This is a genomic window from Runella sp. R5_40, from assembly GCF_057652295.1.
On record NZ_JBYFCH010000015.1, the window covers coordinates 67,146 to 87,020 of the forward strand.

Here is a 19,875-nt window from a genome sequence, read left to right on the forward strand (position 1 = left end):
TTGGAACAAGGTATAAAAAAAAAGCCACTGTACAGTGGCTTTTTTTGAAATGTATGTACGTCTTTTAACCGAGGTACGTCTTCAACGCTTTGCTGCGTGAAGTATGGCGTAGGCGACGAATTGCTTTTTCTTTGATTTGGCGAACACGTTCGCGGGTCAAATTAAATTTCTCACCGATTTCTTCCAACGTCATAGGATGTTCTCCGTTCAATCCGAAGTAAAGCGCAATCACATCAGACTCACGTTGGGTGAGCGTAGATAGCGCGCGAGCAACTTCTTTACGGAGAGAATCATTGATAAGCCCTTGGTCAGGCTTCTCTTCCATGTCGTTTTCAAGAACGTCGAGGAGGCTATTTTCTTCCCCTTGCACAAACGGCGCATCCATCGAAACGTGGCGGCCAGAAATTTTGAGTGTGTCCACAACCTCATTAGCTGAAATATCCAATACTTCGGCCAATTCTTCGGGTGATGGTTCACGCTCAAATTTTTGTTCAAGATCTGAGAATGTCTTCGATATTTTATTTAATGACCCAACACGGTTGAGTGGAAGGCGAACGATACGAGATTGTTCGGCCAACGCTTGCAAAATGGACTGACGAATCCACCATACAGCATACGAGATGAATTTAAAACCACGGGTTTCGTCAAAGCGTTGAGCGGCTTTAATCAAACCTAGGTTTCCTTCATTGATAAGGTCACCAAGCGAAAGACCTTGATTTTGGTATTGTTTTGCGACAGATACCACAAATCGAAGGTTAGCTTTGGTAAGTCGTTCCAAAGCTTGTTGGTCTCCCTCTCGAATTCGCTGCGCCAAAGTCACCTCCTCATCAGGAGTTAGCAAATCCACCTTACCAATCTCTTGTAAATACTTATCAAGCGACTGGCTTTCGCGGTTGGTTATCTGCTTACTAATTTTAAGCTGTCTCATCTATCTTTACTTTGGTGCTTTGTACTATTACAAGAGTGTAACGTAAAAAGCGAATCAAAAGTTGATTTTTTACTTTCTAATTTAAGTTAAAAAAACAAAAATCTACTTATCGCGACGACGGTTGTCATCACGACGACGATCTCCGCCTCTATCGTTGCGATCACCACGGTCTTCGCGGGGTGGTCTTTCAACGAATCCTTCGGGTTTTGGTAGTAAAACCTTGCGTGATAAGCGGAATTTACCCGTTTTCTTATCGTGCTCCACAAGTTTCACTTGTACCTCATCTCCTACCTGAAGAACGCCATCCATGGTTTCTAGGCGCTCCCACGTAATCTCGGAAATGTGCAATAATCCATCCTTACCTGGCATAAATTCAACAAAGGCCCCGAAAGGTTGAAGCGTCTTCACTGTTCCTGTATAAACTTCCCCTACTTCTGGAATTGCTACAATGCCTTTGATGCGTTTTACGGCAATGTCCATGCTATCGGCATTGTTCGCAAAAATGCTTACGTAACCCATGCTGTCACGCTCTTCGATGGTAACGGTTGCACCAGAGACACGTTGAATTTCTTGAACCACTTTACCACCTGGCCCAATGACGCCACCGATTTGGTCTTGTGCAATTTGGATAACAACCGCGCGAGGTGTTTGTGGTTTGAGTTCTGGACGAACTTCAGTAATCGCTTTCTTCATTTCGCCCAAGATGTGCAAACGTCCACGACGAGCTTGGTCAAGTGCTTCTACCAATACTTCGTACGAAAGTCCGTTTACTTTCAAGTCCATCTGACAGGCAGTAATCCCCTTTTCAGTACCCGTCACTTTGAAGTCCATGTCACCAAGGTGATCTTCATCGCCCAAAATGTCCGAAAGTACGGCGTATTTTCCTTGTTCGTCAGTAATCAAGCCCATGGCAATACCTGCAACTGGCGCTTTGATTTTTATCCCAGCGTCCATCAAGGCAAGCGTACCTGCGCACACAGTAGCCATTGACGACGAGCCGTTTGATTCTAAGATATCCGAAACGATACGAATCGTATATGGATTTTCTTCATCTGGAGGCAATACTTTTTTCAACGAACGGTGCGCCAAGTTTCCGTGGCCAACCTCGCGGCGACCAGGGCCACGGTTTGGTTTTACCTCACCCGTTGAGAAGCCTGGGAAGTTATAGTGCAACAAGAAACGGCCATATCCATAAAACATCGCCGTATCAATGATCTGTTCATCAAGTTTTGTACCCAATGTCACCGTAGTCAACGATTGTGTTTCACCACGTGTAAACAAGGCTGAACCATGCGGCGTAGGCAAGAAATCAACTTCGCTCATAATTGGGCGGATTTGATCCAAGGCACGGCCGTCGAGACGAGTACGCTCGTCCAACACCAAACGGCGCGACGCTTCCCACTCCAAATCGTGGTAATACCGTTTGATAAGGCCTACTTTTTCGTCGTACGTTTCTGGATTCTCTTCTTTGAAGTTGGCCAAAAACTCAGTAATAACGGCTTTGAAACCATCTTTACGCACCTGCTTATTGGCGCTGCCTTGGCGGGCTACCGCATAAATTTTATCGTAGCAAGCCTCGCGTACTTTGGCACGGAGCTCTTCGTCGTGTACTACGTACTCAAAAGAGCGTTTTTCTGTTTTCCCTGCCTCTGCTTCAAATTCTTTTTGAACTGCGCATTGGATTTTAATCACTGCGTGAGCCGCTTTCAAGGCTTCCACTACTTCCTCTTCTGAGGCTTCGTTCATTTCACCTTCCACCATACAGATGTCTTTCTCCGAAGCCGCTACGATTAGGTCTAAAGTAGCATTTTTCAGTTGTGACGTAGGCGGGTTAATGATGTATTCACCATTGATTTTGGCTACACGTACCTCAGAAATTGGTCCATTAAAAGGTACGTCTGTAATCATCAATGCTGAAGAAGCAGCCAACGCAGCAAGGGCATCAGGCAATACCTCTGAATCTGCTGAAATTAAGAAAACGTTGACTTGCGTATCTGCATAAAAGTCATCTGGAAACATAGGACGCAAAGCGCGATCCACCAAACGACTCACTAAAACTTCGTGATCTGACAAACGGCCTTCGCGCTTCTGGAAACTTCCAGGAATACGACCAGCCGAAGCAAATTTTTCTTGGTAATCAACCGATAGTGGTAAAAAGTCTGTACCAGGTCTTACCTCGGGATTAGAAACAACTGTAGCTAGGAGCATGGCATTCCCCATACGAACCACGACTGAACCGTGGGCCTGACGAGCAAGCTTCCCTGTCTCAATTGTAATGATACGACCATCGGGCAGGTTGATAGTCTTTGTGATGATGTTAAACATGAAAGAAGAATTAAAAAACCGCTTGAAAACCTATCCTTCAGCGAACATGATAGGTTATTATTTATAAAACCGCAAAAAGTTATTATTTACTTACTTAGGTGAAGATAAATAACAAACAGGGAAGCCAGTTGCCTGACATTCCCTGTTTGAAGTATCGCATTACTTTCTGATATTCAGTTCAGCGATGATAGCACGATAACGGCTGATGTCATTCTTGAGAAGATAGTTCAACAAGCGTCTGCGCTTACCTACCAACTTTAAAAGGCCAAGGCGAGTAGCATTGTCATGCTTGTGCTGCTTCAAGTGCTCCGTTAAATAATTGATACGGTGAGTGAAAAGTGCGATTTGTGATTCTGATGAACCAGTGTCGCTTTCAGACTTGCCAAATTTTTTGAACAAGTCTTTTTTTACTTCCGATGTTAAATACATGATTGTAACCTCAGATTGTTTAAACGTGAAAAATATAAAAAACAAAAACGCCTGCAAAGATAGACGATTTTGTTTTAAAAATCAACCATTTTTCTTACTTGATGTTGATTGCTGCGACTCAAGCACTTCCCGAACGCGTGGTAGGAGCGCGCTTGAAGGATAATCTTTCACAAAACTGTTAAGAGCCTTCAAATACGCCTCTTTTCCTTGTAATTTTCCTAGTAAATAAATCCGAAGCAACGCGTACTTGTCCTCAATTTTACTACCCGAATAGGTGACCATTGCCATTTCGAGCTGGGCATAGGCTTCTGAGAAATTATTAGACTGATACAGGGTTAAGATTTTTTCGTAGTCCTTCATTGCTTCCAACTCAATATTTCCTGAAGCTGCGACAGCGCCGCCATTTTTGGTCAGCAGGCGAGTAAAGGAAGAATTTGGAAATTCTGCTAGCAACTTATCTTTCCATGATTGGCTATTTTTGGCCGATGTGAGGAAAAGCAGGTAATAAATTTCGGGTTTATAATTTGTGTTTGGAAAACGGGACAAAGTAGTCTCAAACGTTTTAACTGCATTGTCTGGTTCTTCTAGGTTAAACTTATAAATCTTCCCTAATTTATAATGCGCATCTTCTAATCGCTGATTTGAGGCATCTAACTCCTGCTTTTTCAAGGGAATATTACGGTAGAGCGCATCTTTTTTAGCTTTCCATTCGGGCGAGTCTTTGGTCAATTTCACCAAATCATCTCCCGCAATCTGAATAGTAGCTCCTTGGCCAGGGGTTGTTGGTACTGCCGTAATGTTGTTATCGGCAGGAGTCATTAGGGTAGCTATTTTGGCACTTCTTCGCCAATCATCTTCCAACGTTCGATTTCCCCAACGCTGCCTAAACTCCACTTTACCCGTATTGACCAAGGTCAAATCATACAACGGAAAACGTTCGGCAGGATTTCCATCAAAATTGGACGCATTGGCACTCAAACTCTGCGCTTGCGAAACCAGCATTTCGGCCTCTTTCACTTTTCGTTTGTATTCCGCAATCTCGTCCTCAATTACCTTATCTAAGTATTTATCCAACGTTGCTGGGTTCATTTGCGAGAGCCGTTGTAGGCTATCTTCCGTCCGAATCGTGGTAATTTGCTTTACAAATTCGTCCAAAACTTCCTTACGTTCGGCTACTTTTTGGCGCTGCGGCGACGCAACTGGCAACAAGACAAGCGCACTATCAAAATACGCTTTCGCTAACTCATAGTTTTGAAGCTTATCGTAATACACTTTTGCCATTTCCAAATAGGTAAAAGGAACTTGCGTGGTATTGGTAGTGGTTTCACGAACCGACTTTCCAAAGAATTCAAGTCCTTTTTTATAATTTTTTTTGCGGGTCTCAATCACCCCCATCGAGTAATACAGGCGGTCAATCAAGTCGTTGTTTTTGCGGTCGTTCAGGAGTTTTTTAAAGCCATCTTCGGTAGAAATCGAGGAGTTGGTCAGGGCTTCATTCTGGAGAGAGTTCATTTTGGCAAAAAACTCCAAATCGTACGAAGGTCTGTTTTTGGAAACAGCTTTGTAATGAATATTGGCAGCCAAAGGCTTCTCAATAAGGTCGTACATTTGGGCCGCTGCATAATGAATACGGGCCGTTTCTTCGTTTTTAGAAAGCAACGGAAACGTTTCCTCCAAAATCCCAAGTGCCAACGGAATCTCCTGCTTTTGTTGGTGCAAATAAGCTTTTACTAAATAAAAATCACGGGTATTATTTTCGTTCAAAGGCAAACTTCTGAGGTGTTCGGCTACGCTTAGAGCGCTGTTGTAGTCTTTGGTTTCGACGTACGCACGCATGAGCCAAATTAAGCCTTCATGTTTATCATCATCATCTTTCCCTTTGGCATTGACATAACGCAAGGTCTCAATCCCATCGGTAAATTGTCCTTTGTATAACCGCGCGCGGCCAATCAAAACAAGGGCATTGTCCACCCAACGGCTATTTTGGTGACGGTCGGGAATCAACGACCCCTTTTTAATGACATCTTGCAAAAGAGCATCCACACTTTTTGCCTCCATCGAGTCCAACGGGTACAAAATAGGAAGGAGCTGGTTATAATTTTCTTTTCTATTTTTTTTCAGGGCAATGTCCGCCTCTTTCATCTTATCACGGGCGATGACATAGGCATTGTATTTGGCCGTAAGGTTGTGATACCCCACGCTCAAACCGCTTGTGCTGTACTGAGAACAGCCAAAAAATAGTGCAGAAACCCCAAAAATAACAAGGGGAAGGTAATACTGAGAAGGAAAGAGGCGATTTCTAATTTTCATCAAATAACTCACTTTCAAGAGCTTGCTCTTAAACTGTTAGATTTTCAACCGTAAATGTAACGTTTTCTACGGACTAAAAGTATGCAATCGTGATGCCAATATGGTTTTAAATAACATAAATTAGTCAAACAATGTACTCATCATTTATGTATTCACAAATAACATATTTTATCTTTACAGGAAACAATATATACATAAAATATCTTATTTAGGTTTATTTATAAGACTTTTATTATTTATTTTTCGAACCAAAGGCCATTAATTCTCTAGCAATTTTAAACAATATGTAATTTTGTTACGTTAAAGAACAAGTCAATATAATTTCTTTTCCAATGGAGCAAAATCCAATAAATCCTGATAAAGTAGCCGAAAACCCTGGGCTCATGGCCTATGCTCACTCTGTTGGTGGAGCAGTCATTAAGCCCGTTGACATGGGCAAAGCAAAAGGGAAAGCCGTGTTGGCCATGCGTCAACAAACCGAGCGCCAGCTTAACCAAATTTATCAACAAATGGCGACATTGGCACAACAAGCCAAAGAACTTCGTCAACGTGTTGATGTATCAGAAAGAATCTACGGTGCCCAAATGAATTTTGAACCCGTCTTGAACGAAACGTACTATGTGTATGAAAAGGAAGATGGAAAAGATGTTTTGTCGATGGTTGCACCACATGAATGGGGACGCGCCTACAAATTTAGCCGTTTTATTGCCAAAGTAACCATGCTCGCCGACCATACATGGCACGTAGAATACAACGAAAGCCAAGATTAAGCCTTCATCTAACGTTACTTAGACTATGAAAATCCCTTCGCTTCTCAATACGGCGAAGGGATTTTTCGTTATTCAACTTTGAAAATTGCAACGCTTCCCACTCAATTTGTCGTAAAAAGAGGTAGAGCTATCAAAAAATTGACAATTCGTTAAAACTTTTTTATTTTTAACGAGTCCTTGTAAGAAAACCAGACCGTGAACAACCATACCCACCAGTGATCAAACATCTATTCATCAACAAAGCTATTCCCTTACTCATCTCCATTTTGTTATGTTGGAATGAAGCTTTTGGTCAAACCACCTACACCATTTCGGGCAGAATCACCGACGCCCAAACGGGCGAAGCAGTGCCTTTTGCTGCGGTTGCTATCAAAGGAAAAACCGTAGGAGTGACGACCAATTTTGAGGGTTTTTATACCCTCAAAACAACCCAAATTGGTGATTCATTGGTAGTTTCGTCGATGTCGTATCGAAAACGGATGAAAGCTATTGTACCCAATCAACTCACGCAAACCATTGATTTCCAACTTGAAGGCTCGGAATTTAAACTGCAAGAAGTAAAAGTTTACGCAGGCGAAAACCCTGCCTATAATATTCTAAGGAGAGTCGTAAAGCAAAAACCATTGCACAACCCCAATCGACTCCAAGCGTACGAATACGAAAGTTACAGTAAAATAGAAGTGGATGTTGACAATCTCTCAGAACGTTTTAAGAAACGGAGAGCGATGAAGCAAATCACAGGCGCTGTTGAGCAATTTGATAAAATCGCGGGCGAAGATGGGCGCCCTGTTATTCCTATCTATTTGTCAGAATCCATTTCCAACTATTATTTCCGCGAAGACCCTCGAAAAAAGAAAGAACATATTCTCAAAACCAAGATATCTGGCATTGCTGTCACAGACGGCAGCTTGATTTCACAGATGATTGGTTCGTCTTTTCAACAGTATAATTTTTACCAAAATTGGCTTAGTGTTCTTGATAAAGATTTTCATTCTCCCATTGCCGACGGTTGGAAAAACACCTACGACTATTATCTGATAGATACCACCTTTGTAGCAGGATACTGGTGTTATCACATTGATTATGAACCCAAACGACCACAAGATTTGGCCTTTAGTGGCTCTTTTTGGGTTGATACCCTCAGTCACGCCTTGGTACAAATAGATGCGTCGGTGGGAAAAAGCGCGAACATTAATTTTGTAGAAAAAATAAAACTACAACAAGAATACGAGCAAATTGGTGATAGTACGTGGATGCCCGTGAAATCGCGGGTACTTATTGATGTAGCCGAATTAACCGACTCCACCGCAGGCATGTTGGTTAAATTTTATACTTCAAATCGGAACATTATTCCCAATAAACCACACCCTCCCAAGTTTTATGATTATCCCATAGAATTATCAGAAAGCTACAAAGAATACCCCGCTGATTATTGGGACAAAGCACGCCACGAACCCCTAACAGCTGGCGAACAAACAGCGTATAGGCTCATTGACTCCGTGAAGCAAGTGCCAATTATGCGTACGTACATCGAAGTATTTAACATGTTTGTTAATGGCTATAAACGTATTCCGAAGGTAAATATAGACGTTGGACCGTTTCTGTATCTATACTCAAACAATGTTGTTGAAGGACACCGTTTTCGCATTGGTGCTAAAACCAACCCCGATTTCAGTCGCAAATGGGTATTGAGCGGTTCGGCGGCCTATGGTACCCTCGACAAAGAGTGGAAATATAATTTTAGTGTTGATTATATTTTCAGTCGCAAACCTTGGACCATTGGGGGTATCAGCCATAGTTATGACCTCGAACGCGTAGGTTTGTCCTCCGAAGCGATTGGCAATAACGTTTTGTTTGGGGCGCTAACCAAGTGGGGAAATGTGCGGCGGGGGTATTTTGAGGGAATCACCTCTGCTTACCTCAAGCGAGAACTCATAAGAGGATTGACCCAAACGGTTGGACTACGGCACCGAACTTTTCAGCCCATTTACCCTTTTGCGTTCAAAACAGCCCCATCCCTTGGCGATCGGTCACCTATTCAGAGCAATTACGAAACGGCTGAATTATTTTTTGAAACACGTTGGGGAAAAGATGAAATTTTCATTTATAACGAAAATGAACGGTTAACTTTAGGTACACAAAAGTGGCCTTTGGTAGTTCTTCGTTATCAACTTGGCATGCGCAGGTTTCTCAACAGTGATTTTAGCTACCATCGCTTGTCGCTCAACGTTAAACAAAGCTTTAGGGTGGGTATTTGGGGACGTTCCAATTACAACATAACGATGGGATATATTCCATCCACCCTCCCCTATCCCTTACTCTATACCCCACTTGGAAACGAGTCAGTTTTCTACGTTGACAATGCCTTTAACCTGATGAATTACTTTGAATTTGTGAGCGACCGTTACCTTCAGTTACGGTACGAGCACAATTTTGAAGGGCTGCTCTTTAACCGCTTACCCGCCATCAAAAGGCTTAAATGGCGATTCTTAGCCAATGCAAAAGTTTTGTATGGAAGTATTCACCCTTCCAATATGAATCTGCTTGCCCCCACCAACGCACAGAGTCAAACAGTCCTTGGATTTAACAGCTTAGGAAACACACCTTACGTAGAGGTTGGATACGCAATTGACAATATTTTTAAGGTACTCAGAGTTGACGCGGTTCATCGCCTCACCTATCGCCAAAACCCTAATGTCACGCCATTTGCGGTCAAGTTTTCGTTTTGGTTTAATATTTAGGGTTGTGTTTTAAAAGTTTTACGGATGAGGCTGTTTAAAGTTCCTGTTTTCGATTTATTTTTCATGAGAAATCGTGAAGTACTACAAAGAACACGGAGCTGCGAGGTTTCTCAAAACCTCAGAAAACAAACTCAACACCCAATATTTCACGACGGGGTGGTTTTGAGAAACCTCCCGCACAGTTAAAGTAAAAAAGGCGTAAATTGCGCCTTTTTGTATTTTATCCATTTCCAATACACTCAATTTACACCCACAATGTCCAAGATTTACTTCGCGACGTTATCCGTCTTTCTACTTTTTCTTTTCAACATCACCTCTTTTTGGAACACAAACTCCAACAGCTTAACAAACGTTACCGTCACCAAGGCCGATTCGCTTCCCAATGCCAGTAGTTGGCCTGCCGAACTGGCCATTAGTCACTTTGCAGGAGCCGACCTCACCCCTAGCCCTGCTTGTTTGGCAGTGGCACCCACGGGCGAAGTCTATGTTGGTGTCGATATGATTGGTTCATTAGGGAAAAAACCAGGCAACGGCCGCATCGTTCGATTGGTTGACTCCAACAACGACGGCAAAGTGGATTCCCACACCGTATATGCTACTGTTGACAACCCTCGTGGTATTATTTCGATGGGCGATAAAGTTTATGTTTTACATACCGTTTTTTCCAAAGAAACAGGTATCGCCTCGGGCATGGACTTGGTGGTTTTTGAAGATAAAAACCACGATGGCGTGGCTGATGGCCCTTCTAGCCCGTTGATTCAACACATTAGCTCTCCTAAATTTTTACAAAGTCGCGGAACCGACCACGCCACCAACGGTATTCGGATGGGGATTGATGGTTGGATATACATTGCCGTGGGCGATTTTGGTTTCCACAACGCCACCGACCGAAGTGGCAAAAAAATGACCATGCTTGGTGGTGGCGTTGTGCGCGTTCGCCCAGATGGCACCGAAATGGAAGTTTATACTCACGGACTTCGTAACATTTACGACGTGGCGATTGACCCTTACATGAATATTTTTGCCCGTGGAAATACCAACGATGGCGGCGGATGGAACGTTCGGTTCAGCAACCAAATCCAGTCTGGCGAATATGGTTATCCTGTGTTATTCAAACACTTTACCGACGAAATCATCCCTGCACTTATCGATGTTGGCGGAGGCTCTGGAACGGGTGCTTTGTTTATGGACGACGACACTTGGCCTGCTCAATACAACCAAGTACCTATGATGGCCGACTGGGGTCGCAGCCAATTGTACATTCACCGCGTGACAGCCGATGGCCCAAGTTTTACCCAAAAAGAAGAAAGTTTCGTAAAATTAGCCCAAATCACCGACGTGGACGTGGACGCTTCGGGTCGTGCTTACCTTTCAGCTTGGGACGGGGCAGGTTATTCAGGAAATCCAAAAAAAGGATTTGTCGTAAGAGCTACTCCGAAACAATGGACGTATAAATCGTTCAAAAACCCTCAGGAACTTTCTATTTCAAAATTGGTTGACCTCCTAAAATCAGGAAGCGGCGTGGCTCGTCTAGCTGCCCAGCAAGAGCTTCTCACCCGCCCCTCCGACAAAACTGTAAAACCTGTTTGGGCGTTGGTAACCAATGCTAAACTTCCTTTGGTCGTACGAATCGCAGCAATGTACACGTATGCTCAAGCCGCTGGTGTGAATGCCAATGACAATTTAGCCAAATTGACTTCAGATGCAGCCATGCGTGAGTATGCGCTTCGGGCTTTGGCCGACCGTAAAATTTACAATTCTAACGTTTCAAGTGGTACATTTATCCAAGCATTAAGTGATGGTTCTCCTCGCGTCCGTCTGGCAGCTACTGTCGGACTTGGTCGTCTTGGAAACGCTGATGCGGCACAAGCACTTCTTAAAACACCTGTACCAGCGAGTTTTGCCCCACCAGCAATGGGGACCGAAGGGCCACATGCAACCCCTAATTCGGCGATTATTCTACCTCACGTGGCAGTGCGTTCATTGGTTACTCTCAACGCCGTCGATGCTTGTGTGAAGGCCATTGGTACTGAAAACTCCACCCTTGCGCTTTGGGCACTTCGCTACATGCACGACCCGAAAGCAGTTTCGGGATTGATCAATGCCTACCAAAAATCAAACGACGCTGCCCTTAAAAAGCAAATCATTGTTACGCTTTCCCGTTTGTATAAAAAAGAAGCCGATTACGACGGTTCGTGGTGGTGGAGTACTCGCCCCGACACGCACGGCCCTTATTATAAAGGCATTACGTGGGAAGCTTCGACGAATATCAAAGATTTCTTGATTGAAGAATCGAAAAAATTAAACGACAAACCCTTCTTTGTGGATCTCAACAGCCGTCATCGCATGGAAATACCTGAGTTTGGGGTAGAAGAAGTCGCCGCAGTGAAGGAAGAGGTAAAGATTGATTTGGACAAAATCCGTAATAAAAAAGGACAAGTAGGTGAAGCTTCGATTGAAGATGTAATGCTTGCCATGGCCAAAATCCAAGGTGATGCAGCTTTAGGTAAAACGCTATTTACGCAGCAAGGTTGTATCGCTTGCCACAGTTTATCAAAAAGCGAACCCATGAAAGGGCCATTTATGGGACAAATTGGTTCGATTATGAACCGTGAGCAAATTGCAGAGTCAATCTTAAAGCCAAACGCCTCGATTTCACAGGGTTTTGCATCGGTGACTATTACAGCTAAACGCAACAAAATTTACTCAGGTTTTATCACCGAAGAATCGTCGGCCCGCGTTGTTTTGAGAGACATTGCTGGACAAGTTTATACCATTAAAACTGCCGACATCGTTAGTCGCAAAGAAATGGAAACATCAATGATGCCTTCGGGTTTGGTCAATGCCCTCTCTTACGAGGAATTTGCCTCATTGTTAACCTTTTTGTCGCAACAAAAGTAACCTACCTTTCAAACTATTTTTGATATGAAATACGCAGTAATTGTCTTTTTAAGCCTTTGTGTTACGTTTGTTTTTGGACAAAAAAAGGCCGACAAACAAGAATGGCAGCAACTTTTCAACGGTAAAAACCTTGATGGTTGGGATATTAAAATCCGTGGGAACGACCTCAACGACAACTTTGGCCAAACGTTTCGGGTTGAAGATGGGAAAATGGTCGTTCGCTATGACCAATACGATGATTTTAAACGCAAATACGGCCATATTTTCTACAAAGGCGACTTTTCTTACTACCGCATTGCGGTTGAGTATCGTTTTGTAGGTGAGCAAGCCCCCAAAGGCGAAGGCTGGGCGTGGCGCAATAGCGGCATCATGGTCCACGGCCAAACGGCCGCTTCGATGGGTAAAGACCAAGATTTTCCTGCGTCTATCGAAGTTCAATTACTTGGTGGTGACGGCAAAAAACGCACTACTTGTAACTTGTGTACTCCTGGAACAAACGTTGTGATGGACGGCAAATTAATCACCCAACACTGCATCAATTCTACGTCACAAACCTACAACGGCGACCAATGGGTGCGGGCTGAAGTGTTAGTTTTAGGCGACTCGCTCATTCAGCATTTTGCCAACGGTGAAAAAGTGTTGGAATACAACAAACCTCAGTGGGGAGGCGGCAACGTGAGCGGACATGACCCCAATCTGTTTGTTAACGGAAAACTTCTCGACCACGGCTCTATCTCGCTCCAAAGTGAAAGTCACCCCGTTGAATTTAGAAAAGTAGAATTATTGAACTTAAAAGGTTGCATGGACCCTAAAGCCCTTAATTTCAAGTCGTACTACGTCAAAGAAGACAATTCGACTTGCCAATATGGGAAGAAGAAAAAATAATGTTGTGGTGTGGGGCTCAAAGCACTGTGCAAAGGGTTGCTCACAACCCGACCAAGGTGAACTAATAAAAAGGGGGCTTCCGCCCCCTTTTTATTTATACTTTAATCAACTTCGGAAGCTACCCATTCTACAATGAATCGGGTTTTGAGAAACCCTTTGCACGAGTAAGAAAACCTCCACAGAGTATCGGTTATTTCCGAAGCAACATAGCTCCGTACGAATATCCACCTCCAAAAACAGTAATAACAATATGGTCTCCTGGTTGAAAACGGCTCCAATGTTCAGACAACCCAATGGCGCAACCCGCACAGCCCGTATTTCCAAGGTATTGAATGTTCGAGATTAGTTTTTCTTCGGGCAAGCCAAGCGTATTCATTACATTCATACTAATGCGCAAATTAGCTTGGTGTGGCAAAACATAAGACACATCTTCCACCGTTAGGCCACATTTTTCAAGTACCGTTAAACTAGCCTTGGGCATGTAGGTACAAGCATTAATAAACACATCTCGTCCAAAGGGCATAATCACTCCACGCTCGTTAGGGCGCAATACCACGGCTTCCGTGGCTTTCCCGCTGGTAGCAGCACCACCTGTCACCAAGGATCTCATTTCCATATCCCCATCACTTACACGCTCTTTTGTAAAGAGTAAAGCCGCTGCCCCGTCGCCCCACAAATGCCCTGATACGGTATCCGTTTCGTTGTAGTAACCAGTGTTATGCTCTGAGGTAATCACCAACGCTTTTGACGCTTTATTCATGGCAAAATAACCCTCCACTACTTCTACGGCATTCAATAATGAAGAACAAGCCGAGGAAATCGTCACCACAGGAATATCCGCTACTTCGATAAAATGTTGCACCGCATGACCAAGCGTAACAATGGTATCATAAGCAGTATATGTAGCACCTACGATTAAATCAACTTCTGATATATCAATTTGAATTTTATCCAATAATGACTTTACAGCTTCGACCCCCATGCTGTGGGAGTTTTCGGCCGAGGCTGCCTTGCGTCGGAGCTGAATGCCCGTACGCTGCACTATCCACTCATCAGACAGCCCATTGAGTTTAGTAAAATGTTCGTTATCAACTACTTGTTCTGGCAAGTAGTGAGCCACTTGGTGAAGAAACATACAAGGGTTGGTTTATACCTAACTATTTATGGCCGAAAGTTAAACATTTCGTAGAAAACGTGGTACAAAATATTAAAATCTTACAAGAAAGTCGTCAATAAATCCTAACAATTTTCTTTTGGAGATTCAATACTTACTTACTTTTAAACAAACTTAGGCCAATACATTCAACCCAAAAACCACAGAAAAGTTCGATAGCTACGTAATAATTCCGAAAAACTGGGGTTCAACGTCTTCCTATAACCAGCCATTCAACCCACCTTCAATCATTTTTTTTTCCCCCGAAAAATAAAATCTCTGCCCTAAATGACGCTCGGTTATGGAAAGTGCCGTATTTTTGCCAAATTCCAATGACTGTTGATTTATCGCAAATGCCTCAAACCAAATTATTACTCGTAGTACCCTGCTATAACGAAGAAGAAATTCTTACTAAAACACATCGTACGCTTCAGCAGTACCGTACTCGGTTGGTTCAAGAAGGTAAAATTGCCACTGAAAGTAAGATTTGTTACGTCAACGATGGAAGTCGTGACCGTACTTGGCAACTTATCGACGACATTTGCAACACGGATACCCATGCCATTGGGATTAAACTTTCGCGAAATTTTGGCCATCAAAGTGCTATTTTAGCTGGTCTAATGCACCATATTCAGGATTTCGATTGCTTTGTCACGATTGATGCTGACCTGCAAGACGACGTAGAGGCCATTGGTCAGATGCTCGACCAACACCATGACGGGGCTATGGTAGTTTATGGCGTGCGCGACGACCGAAGTTCAGATACATGGTTTAAGCGTACCACCGCCGAAGGGTTCTATAAAGTGATGCGTTGGATGGGCGTGCCTGTGGTATTCAACCACGCCGATTTTCGCCTCATGGATCGCCGTATTTTAGAAGAATTTTCCCATTTTAAGGAAGTTAATTTGTTTTTGAGGGGTATTATTCCACTCATCGGCTTCCGTTCCGAGAAGGTTTTTTACAAACGTTTTGAGCGAGAAGCAGGTGAAACCAAGTACCCGCTCAAAAAAATGCTCCTTTTTGCGTGGAATGGTGTCACCTCTTTCAGCACTTTCCCAATGCGATTGGTGCTCTATTTTGGCGTATTCAATTTCTTAATTGCCATGGGCATTGGGGTGTATATTGGCGTCTCGTACCTTTTTGGGAGTACGGTAGCGGGTTGGACATCGATTGTGCTTCCAATGACCTTTTTTAGCGGGGCTAATATGATTGCCCTCGGCTTAATTGGGGAATACGTTGGAAAAATTTACGAAGAAGTAAAAGGCAGACCTAGATACATCATTGAGAAAGTAACAACTGACGCGGCTCAGTAAAATCGTTCGATATCGTCATAAAACAGCTGCATTCAATGCTAAAAAAACTACAACAACCTCTTTTTCAAGACCTCTTCAATGTTGGGCTACTTGCGGTGGCAATCGTCCCTTTATTGGCGTTGTCTTTTTATAATCACCCCTCTCCTGTCGATGATTATTGCTACATAGATACGGTCTTTAAGTATGGTTATTTTGAAGCCATGAACTTTTATTACACAGGTTGGACGGGCAGATACTTTGGTATCCTTCTCAATCACTCTAATCCGTTGGTGGTCAAATGGGCGGGAGGTTTTAAGTTACTTTCTTTTTTGCTCGTTTTGGGACTTACGGGTAGTTTATACGCGCTATGCAAAGAGTTGTTCACGAAATGGAGCCGTTGGGCTATTTTGGGTGTTACGGGTGGGATTATGCTGCTCTTTATCCTCAAAATCATGAGCATTGTAGAGGCTTTTTACTGGATGGCGGCTTTTGTCACTTATACCGTTCCTAACATCCTTACTTTGTATTGGCTTACGGTGATGATACGTATGTACCAACAGCCCAACGGAATGCACCAAAAACTCACTGCCCTTTTTGCTGGATTCTTGGTGTTCGCAGTCATTGGTTGTAGCGAAACCAACCTTACGATTATGGTGCTGCTAGTGGCAGGTTGGTTTGGTTACCAGCTTGTTATTCGTCGTACGTGGGACAATTTGGCGTTTTTTATGGTCATCGTCGCCGTGTTTTCGTGCTACATTTTCTTTACCTCCCCTGGCAACGTCCTCCGCATGAATGGAAACCCTGAAGGTCGAAATTTTACCCTTTCGACGCTACAGTCACTCAAAAAATTGGCTCAACTTAGCATCGACTGGATTTTCAGAACTCCGCTTTTGGTATTTTCGATTCTTTGGATTGCCGTTTTACCTCGCCTTTTTGACAAATATACCACCGCTATTCCTTATTTCAGGGTGCCTATTTGGATTGTCATACTCACTTATTTGGGCATTTTGTTTGTGCAAATTTTTCCTTCTTACTACGGTATTGGAATTGAACCTGCCCCTCGCGTCATCAACTCAGTTTATTTTTACTTTTTGTTGGGCTGGTTTTACACGCTCTCCGTCGTCTTGTATTGGCTCTACAACAACCAAATTTTAGGCGCGCAACATTGGTATTTACCGCCTTCCATCAAAGCCGTTTTGGCACTACTTATTTTAGTAAGCACCCTCTTTAGCAGCAACTTACGAATGGTATATGGCGACTGGCTACGGGGACGGGCTGCTGCTTACGACCAAGAATTAAAAGCTCGCTACGCTTATATTGAAAGCACGCCAGGTGATACTGTTTATGTTTCCCCGCTGCAATCTAAACCCCAATCAATTTATTTGGACGACGCCAATCCCGATCCCAAACACTGGTGGAGCAAGTGCATGGGGGGATATTTCGGTAAAAAAGCAGTTGTACTTAAAGCCACTCCCTGATGCGTAAAGTTCTTTTTGGTCTTCTTGCTGCTTTACCAGTTGGATTATTTGTGGTTACACTGGCCCAGTTTTCCGTCAATGTGCCTTGGTTCGACGACTTCGACCCATTTCCTGACTTTTTGCGTAAATGGGTAAATAGCAACGACCTATCGACTCAACTACAGCTCATTTTTCAACCCAACAATGAGCACCGAATGATTTTTGGTAAGCTGGGAGCTTTGGTTTATTATTGGCTTTTCGGTGAACTAAACTTTACCTTTCTGCACTGGCTAGGGTTTGGTTTCACGCTAGGAACATTGGCTATTTTTATTGCGGTTTTTCGGCAACAAAAAATTGAGTGGGAATACCTTATTCCGTTACTTTTCTTTTTGTTTCAGTTGCAATACCACATGACTAGCCTGTGGGCTATCACAGCGCTCCAACATTTACCCGTCATTTTCTTTGTGAGTCTCACCTGTTATCTTTTGAGTAAACAACAGTTTGGATGGGCAGTATTGACGGGGTTTTGTGCCAATTTTGCCATGAGCAACGGCATTTTTGTGTGGCCAGCGGGTATGGTTATTTTGTTTGTTCAGGGCCGCTATAAACTGCTCCTAACGTGGTTAGTAGCGGGCGTGGCTGCTGTTTTTTTGTATTTTAGAGGAATGCAAACCTTGAACAACGAGTCAAGTTTCGGCTATTTTCTACAGCACCCTCACCAGACATTTTTTGGCTTTTTTACGTTTATCGGGGGTTTATTCGATTTCTTCCCCGACCGCAGTACACTCCAACGGTCTATCTTGCCAACGATAGGCGGGATGGGCATGATAGCAGCACTCGTAGTTGCCTTAGTAAAAGTGTGGAAATTGTTCCGAGAACGTACTTTAGCCCATCAAGAGGCGTTGCTGTTTTTGTTGGGTGTCAGTACCTATTTGTTGGCCAATGCCAGTATTATTGCTTTTCTGCGGCCTCGATTTGGGTATTTTGTCATGATTGTCAGCAATTACAAAATCTATCCTGCGTTGTTTTTAATGGTTATTTACGGATTTTACCTCGTGTTGAACCGTCAACAAACCAAGAAAACCCACTTTAAGGTGGCTTTAGCGGTAGGAATTGGCATTTGGGGGTTGAGTTTGCTGCATTACTGGCCTACCATCAACGAACGCCGTAAAACGCTACTAGCTGGGGCATTTAACCAAGAACACAACGGTTTTGGCTTAGGATTCACGCCTAATACACCTGCTGCTCAGTACATTGATTCATTGATGAAATTCAGCATTCAACAGGGAATTTACCACTACCCTACTACCCTTGCCCCCGTTATCCAATCACTCCAAACACCGACGAGTTTGCCGATTAAACCACAGCTTGAATATCAAGCAGATGGCTTGTTGATTCGAGAAGAAACCTACTCCTTTACTACCGAAATGAATGGAGCGTTGTACGTTTCGTTGCAATCTAACCGTCGGCAGTATTTATTTAAACTTGAACCTACACTTTATACAGGCCATAATTGGCTCAAACGCTACGCAACAGGCACTACACTGCTCATTCCTTATGCGACTGTTGAACCTGGAACGTACCAAATGCAGTTTGTCCTTGTCAGAAACGGCAAGCCACAATCAACTCACAATCAACCCCTTGAATGGAAAAAAAAGGCATGAATACACCCCAAATATCCATCGTAGCTCCGCTCTACAACGAGTCGGAATCATTTCCTCACTTGGTAGAGCGCCTCACCAAACTCATGGACAGCCTCACGCTTCGGATTGAGGTGGTGTTGGTCGATGATGGCAGTCGCGACAATACGGCCCTTCAAATGCGCCAACTAGCGTTGACCGACGGTCGTTTTCATTGTGTATTTTTATCTCGCAACCACGGCCACCAGCTTGCCCTTACAGCGGGTTTGGCAGCAGCAAGGGGGACAGAAGCGCTATTTATTATTGATGGTGACTTGCAAGACCCGCCTGAGCTTTTACCCGATTTTTACCAAAAAATGCAAGAAGGGTACGATGTGGTCTATGCTGTTCGTCGTAAGCGTAAAGAAAATATCATTAAGCGAACAGGTTATTTTCTGTTTTACCGTTTGTTGAAATCAATCTCGTACGTGGATATTCCCCTCGATAGTGGCGATTTTGCCATGATAAGTCGGCGCGTAGCAGATGTGTTAAACCAAATGCCAGAAGAAAGTCGTTTCTTACGCGGAATGCGGTCTTGGATTGGTTTTAAACAAACTGGATACGAATACGAGCGAAGCGAACGGGTAGCAGGCGAATCGAAATATACTTTCAAACAACTTTTCCGTTTGGCGTATAATGGTATTTTCAACTTCAGCGAATTCCCTATTTCGTTTATGACACGGGCAGGGGGTGTTTCTATTGGTATAGCATTGGTCTATTTTATCGTTGTGCTTGCTAAAAAACTGTTCTTTGCTGATGTCATTGAAGGTTTCACTGCTCTTTTATTCGTCATCATTTTGTTCAGTGGCGTTCAGCTTATGGCTTTGGGAATCATTGGCGAATATGTATTGCGTATTTTCTTCCAATCCAAAGGTCGCCCGTTGTTTATTGTGAAAGAAACGATTGTTGAGGGAAAATTAAACGAACCGAAAAACAAATTAACTAATGAGACAAGGTAATGTCATACGCCGCTTGTCAGTTTAGTATTTTAACTATTTCGGTCCA

13 protein-coding genes are annotated in these 19,875 nt (G+C 43.4%); 8 read left to right on the forward strand and 5 right to left on the reverse strand.

What is annotated here, in order from left to right; all coding sequences use genetic code 11:
* Window positions 1–64: 64 nt before the first annotated feature.
* The 4 genes from AC23N5_RS21590 to porW form a co-directional block, all read right to left on the reverse strand.
* Entirely contained in the window at window positions 65–928 is an 864-nt protein-coding gene (locus AC23N5_RS21590; RefSeq protein ID WP_013930257.1) for a sigma-70 family RNA polymerase sigma factor, read from the reverse strand.
* Between the two features lie 102 nt (window positions 929–1,030).
* Entirely contained in the window at window positions 1,031–3,253 is a 2,223-nt protein-coding gene (gene pnp / locus AC23N5_RS21595) for a polyribonucleotide nucleotidyltransferase (protein WP_183973029.1), read from the reverse strand.
* A gap of 159 nt (window positions 3,254–3,412) precedes the next feature.
* Window positions 3,413–3,682, reverse strand: coding sequence for a 30S ribosomal protein S15 (rpsO, locus tag AC23N5_RS21600; RefSeq protein ID WP_122934319.1), 270 nt, complete (start codon window positions 3,680–3,682; stop codon window positions 3,413–3,415).
* An 81-nt stretch (window positions 3,683–3,763) separates the two neighbouring features.
* Window positions 3,764–5,992, reverse strand: a complete 2,229-nt coding sequence (porW, locus tag AC23N5_RS21605) for a type IX secretion system periplasmic lipoprotein PorW/SprE (protein ID WP_487757208.1) — start codon at window positions 5,990–5,992, stop codon at window positions 3,764–3,766.
* Between the two features lie 332 nt (window positions 5,993–6,324).
* On the opposite strand from porW, the gene AC23N5_RS21610 reads away from it, so the two are divergent.
* From AC23N5_RS21610 to AC23N5_RS21625, 4 genes are all read left to right on the forward strand, one after another.
* Window positions 6,325–6,762, forward strand: a complete 438-nt coding sequence (locus AC23N5_RS21610; protein WP_183973033.1) for a DUF2452 domain-containing protein — start codon at window positions 6,325–6,327, stop codon at window positions 6,760–6,762.
* 215 nt (window positions 6,763–6,977) lie between these two features.
* Window positions 6,978–9,503, forward strand: a complete 2,526-nt coding sequence (locus AC23N5_RS21615; RefSeq protein WP_487757209.1) for a DUF5686 and carboxypeptidase-like regulatory domain-containing protein — start codon at window positions 6,978–6,980, stop codon at window positions 9,501–9,503.
* 255 nt (window positions 9,504–9,758) lie between these two features.
* Window positions 9,759–12,404 (forward strand): DUF7133 domain-containing protein, encoded by a 2,646-nt coding sequence (locus AC23N5_RS21620; RefSeq protein WP_487757210.1) that lies wholly within the window; start codon window positions 9,759–9,761, stop codon window positions 12,402–12,404.
* 24 nt (window positions 12,405–12,428) lie between these two features.
* Window positions 12,429–13,289 carry a 3-keto-disaccharide hydrolase gene (locus AC23N5_RS21625; protein WP_487757211.1) on the forward strand — a complete coding sequence of 287 codons (861 nt, stop codon included), beginning with the start codon at window positions 12,429–12,431 and terminating at the stop codon, window positions 13,287–13,289.
* A 190-nt stretch (window positions 13,290–13,479) separates the two neighbouring features.
* Here AC23N5_RS21625 and AC23N5_RS21630 read toward each other — a convergent pair whose 3' ends face one another.
* A complete protein-coding gene (locus AC23N5_RS21630) occupies window positions 13,480–14,424 on the reverse strand; it encodes a 3-oxoacyl-ACP synthase III family protein (RefSeq protein ID WP_487757212.1) in 945 nt (314 codons plus the stop codon).
* A gap of 350 nt (window positions 14,425–14,774) precedes the next feature.
* Here AC23N5_RS21630 and AC23N5_RS21635 point away from each other — a divergent pair, with 350 nt between their 5' ends.
* The 4 genes from AC23N5_RS21635 to AC23N5_RS21650 are packed head-to-tail and all read left to right on the forward strand — an operon-like array spanning window position 14,775 to window position 19,829.
* Window positions 14,775–15,755, forward strand: coding sequence for a glycosyltransferase family 2 protein (locus AC23N5_RS21635; RefSeq protein ID WP_487757213.1), 981 nt, complete (start codon window positions 14,775–14,777; stop codon window positions 15,753–15,755).
* Window positions 15,756–15,790: 35 nt separating this feature from the next.
* Window positions 15,791–17,212 carry a DUF6056 family protein gene (locus AC23N5_RS21640; RefSeq protein WP_487757214.1) on the forward strand — a complete coding sequence of 474 codons (1,422 nt, stop codon included), beginning with the start codon at window positions 15,791–15,793 and terminating at the stop codon, window positions 17,210–17,212.
* Window positions 17,212–18,855 carry a hypothetical protein gene (locus AC23N5_RS21645; protein WP_487757215.1) on the forward strand — a complete coding sequence of 548 codons (1,644 nt, stop codon included), beginning with the start codon at window positions 17,212–17,214 and terminating at the stop codon, window positions 18,853–18,855. Before AC23N5_RS21640 ends, AC23N5_RS21645 begins: the two co-directional genes overlap by 1 nt.
* A complete protein-coding gene (locus AC23N5_RS21650; protein ID WP_487757216.1) occupies window positions 18,837–19,829 on the forward strand; it encodes a glycosyltransferase family 2 protein in 993 nt (330 codons plus the stop codon). The genes AC23N5_RS21645 and AC23N5_RS21650 overlap by 19 nt, the downstream gene beginning before the upstream one ends.
* Window positions 19,830–19,875 lie beyond the last annotated feature (46 nt).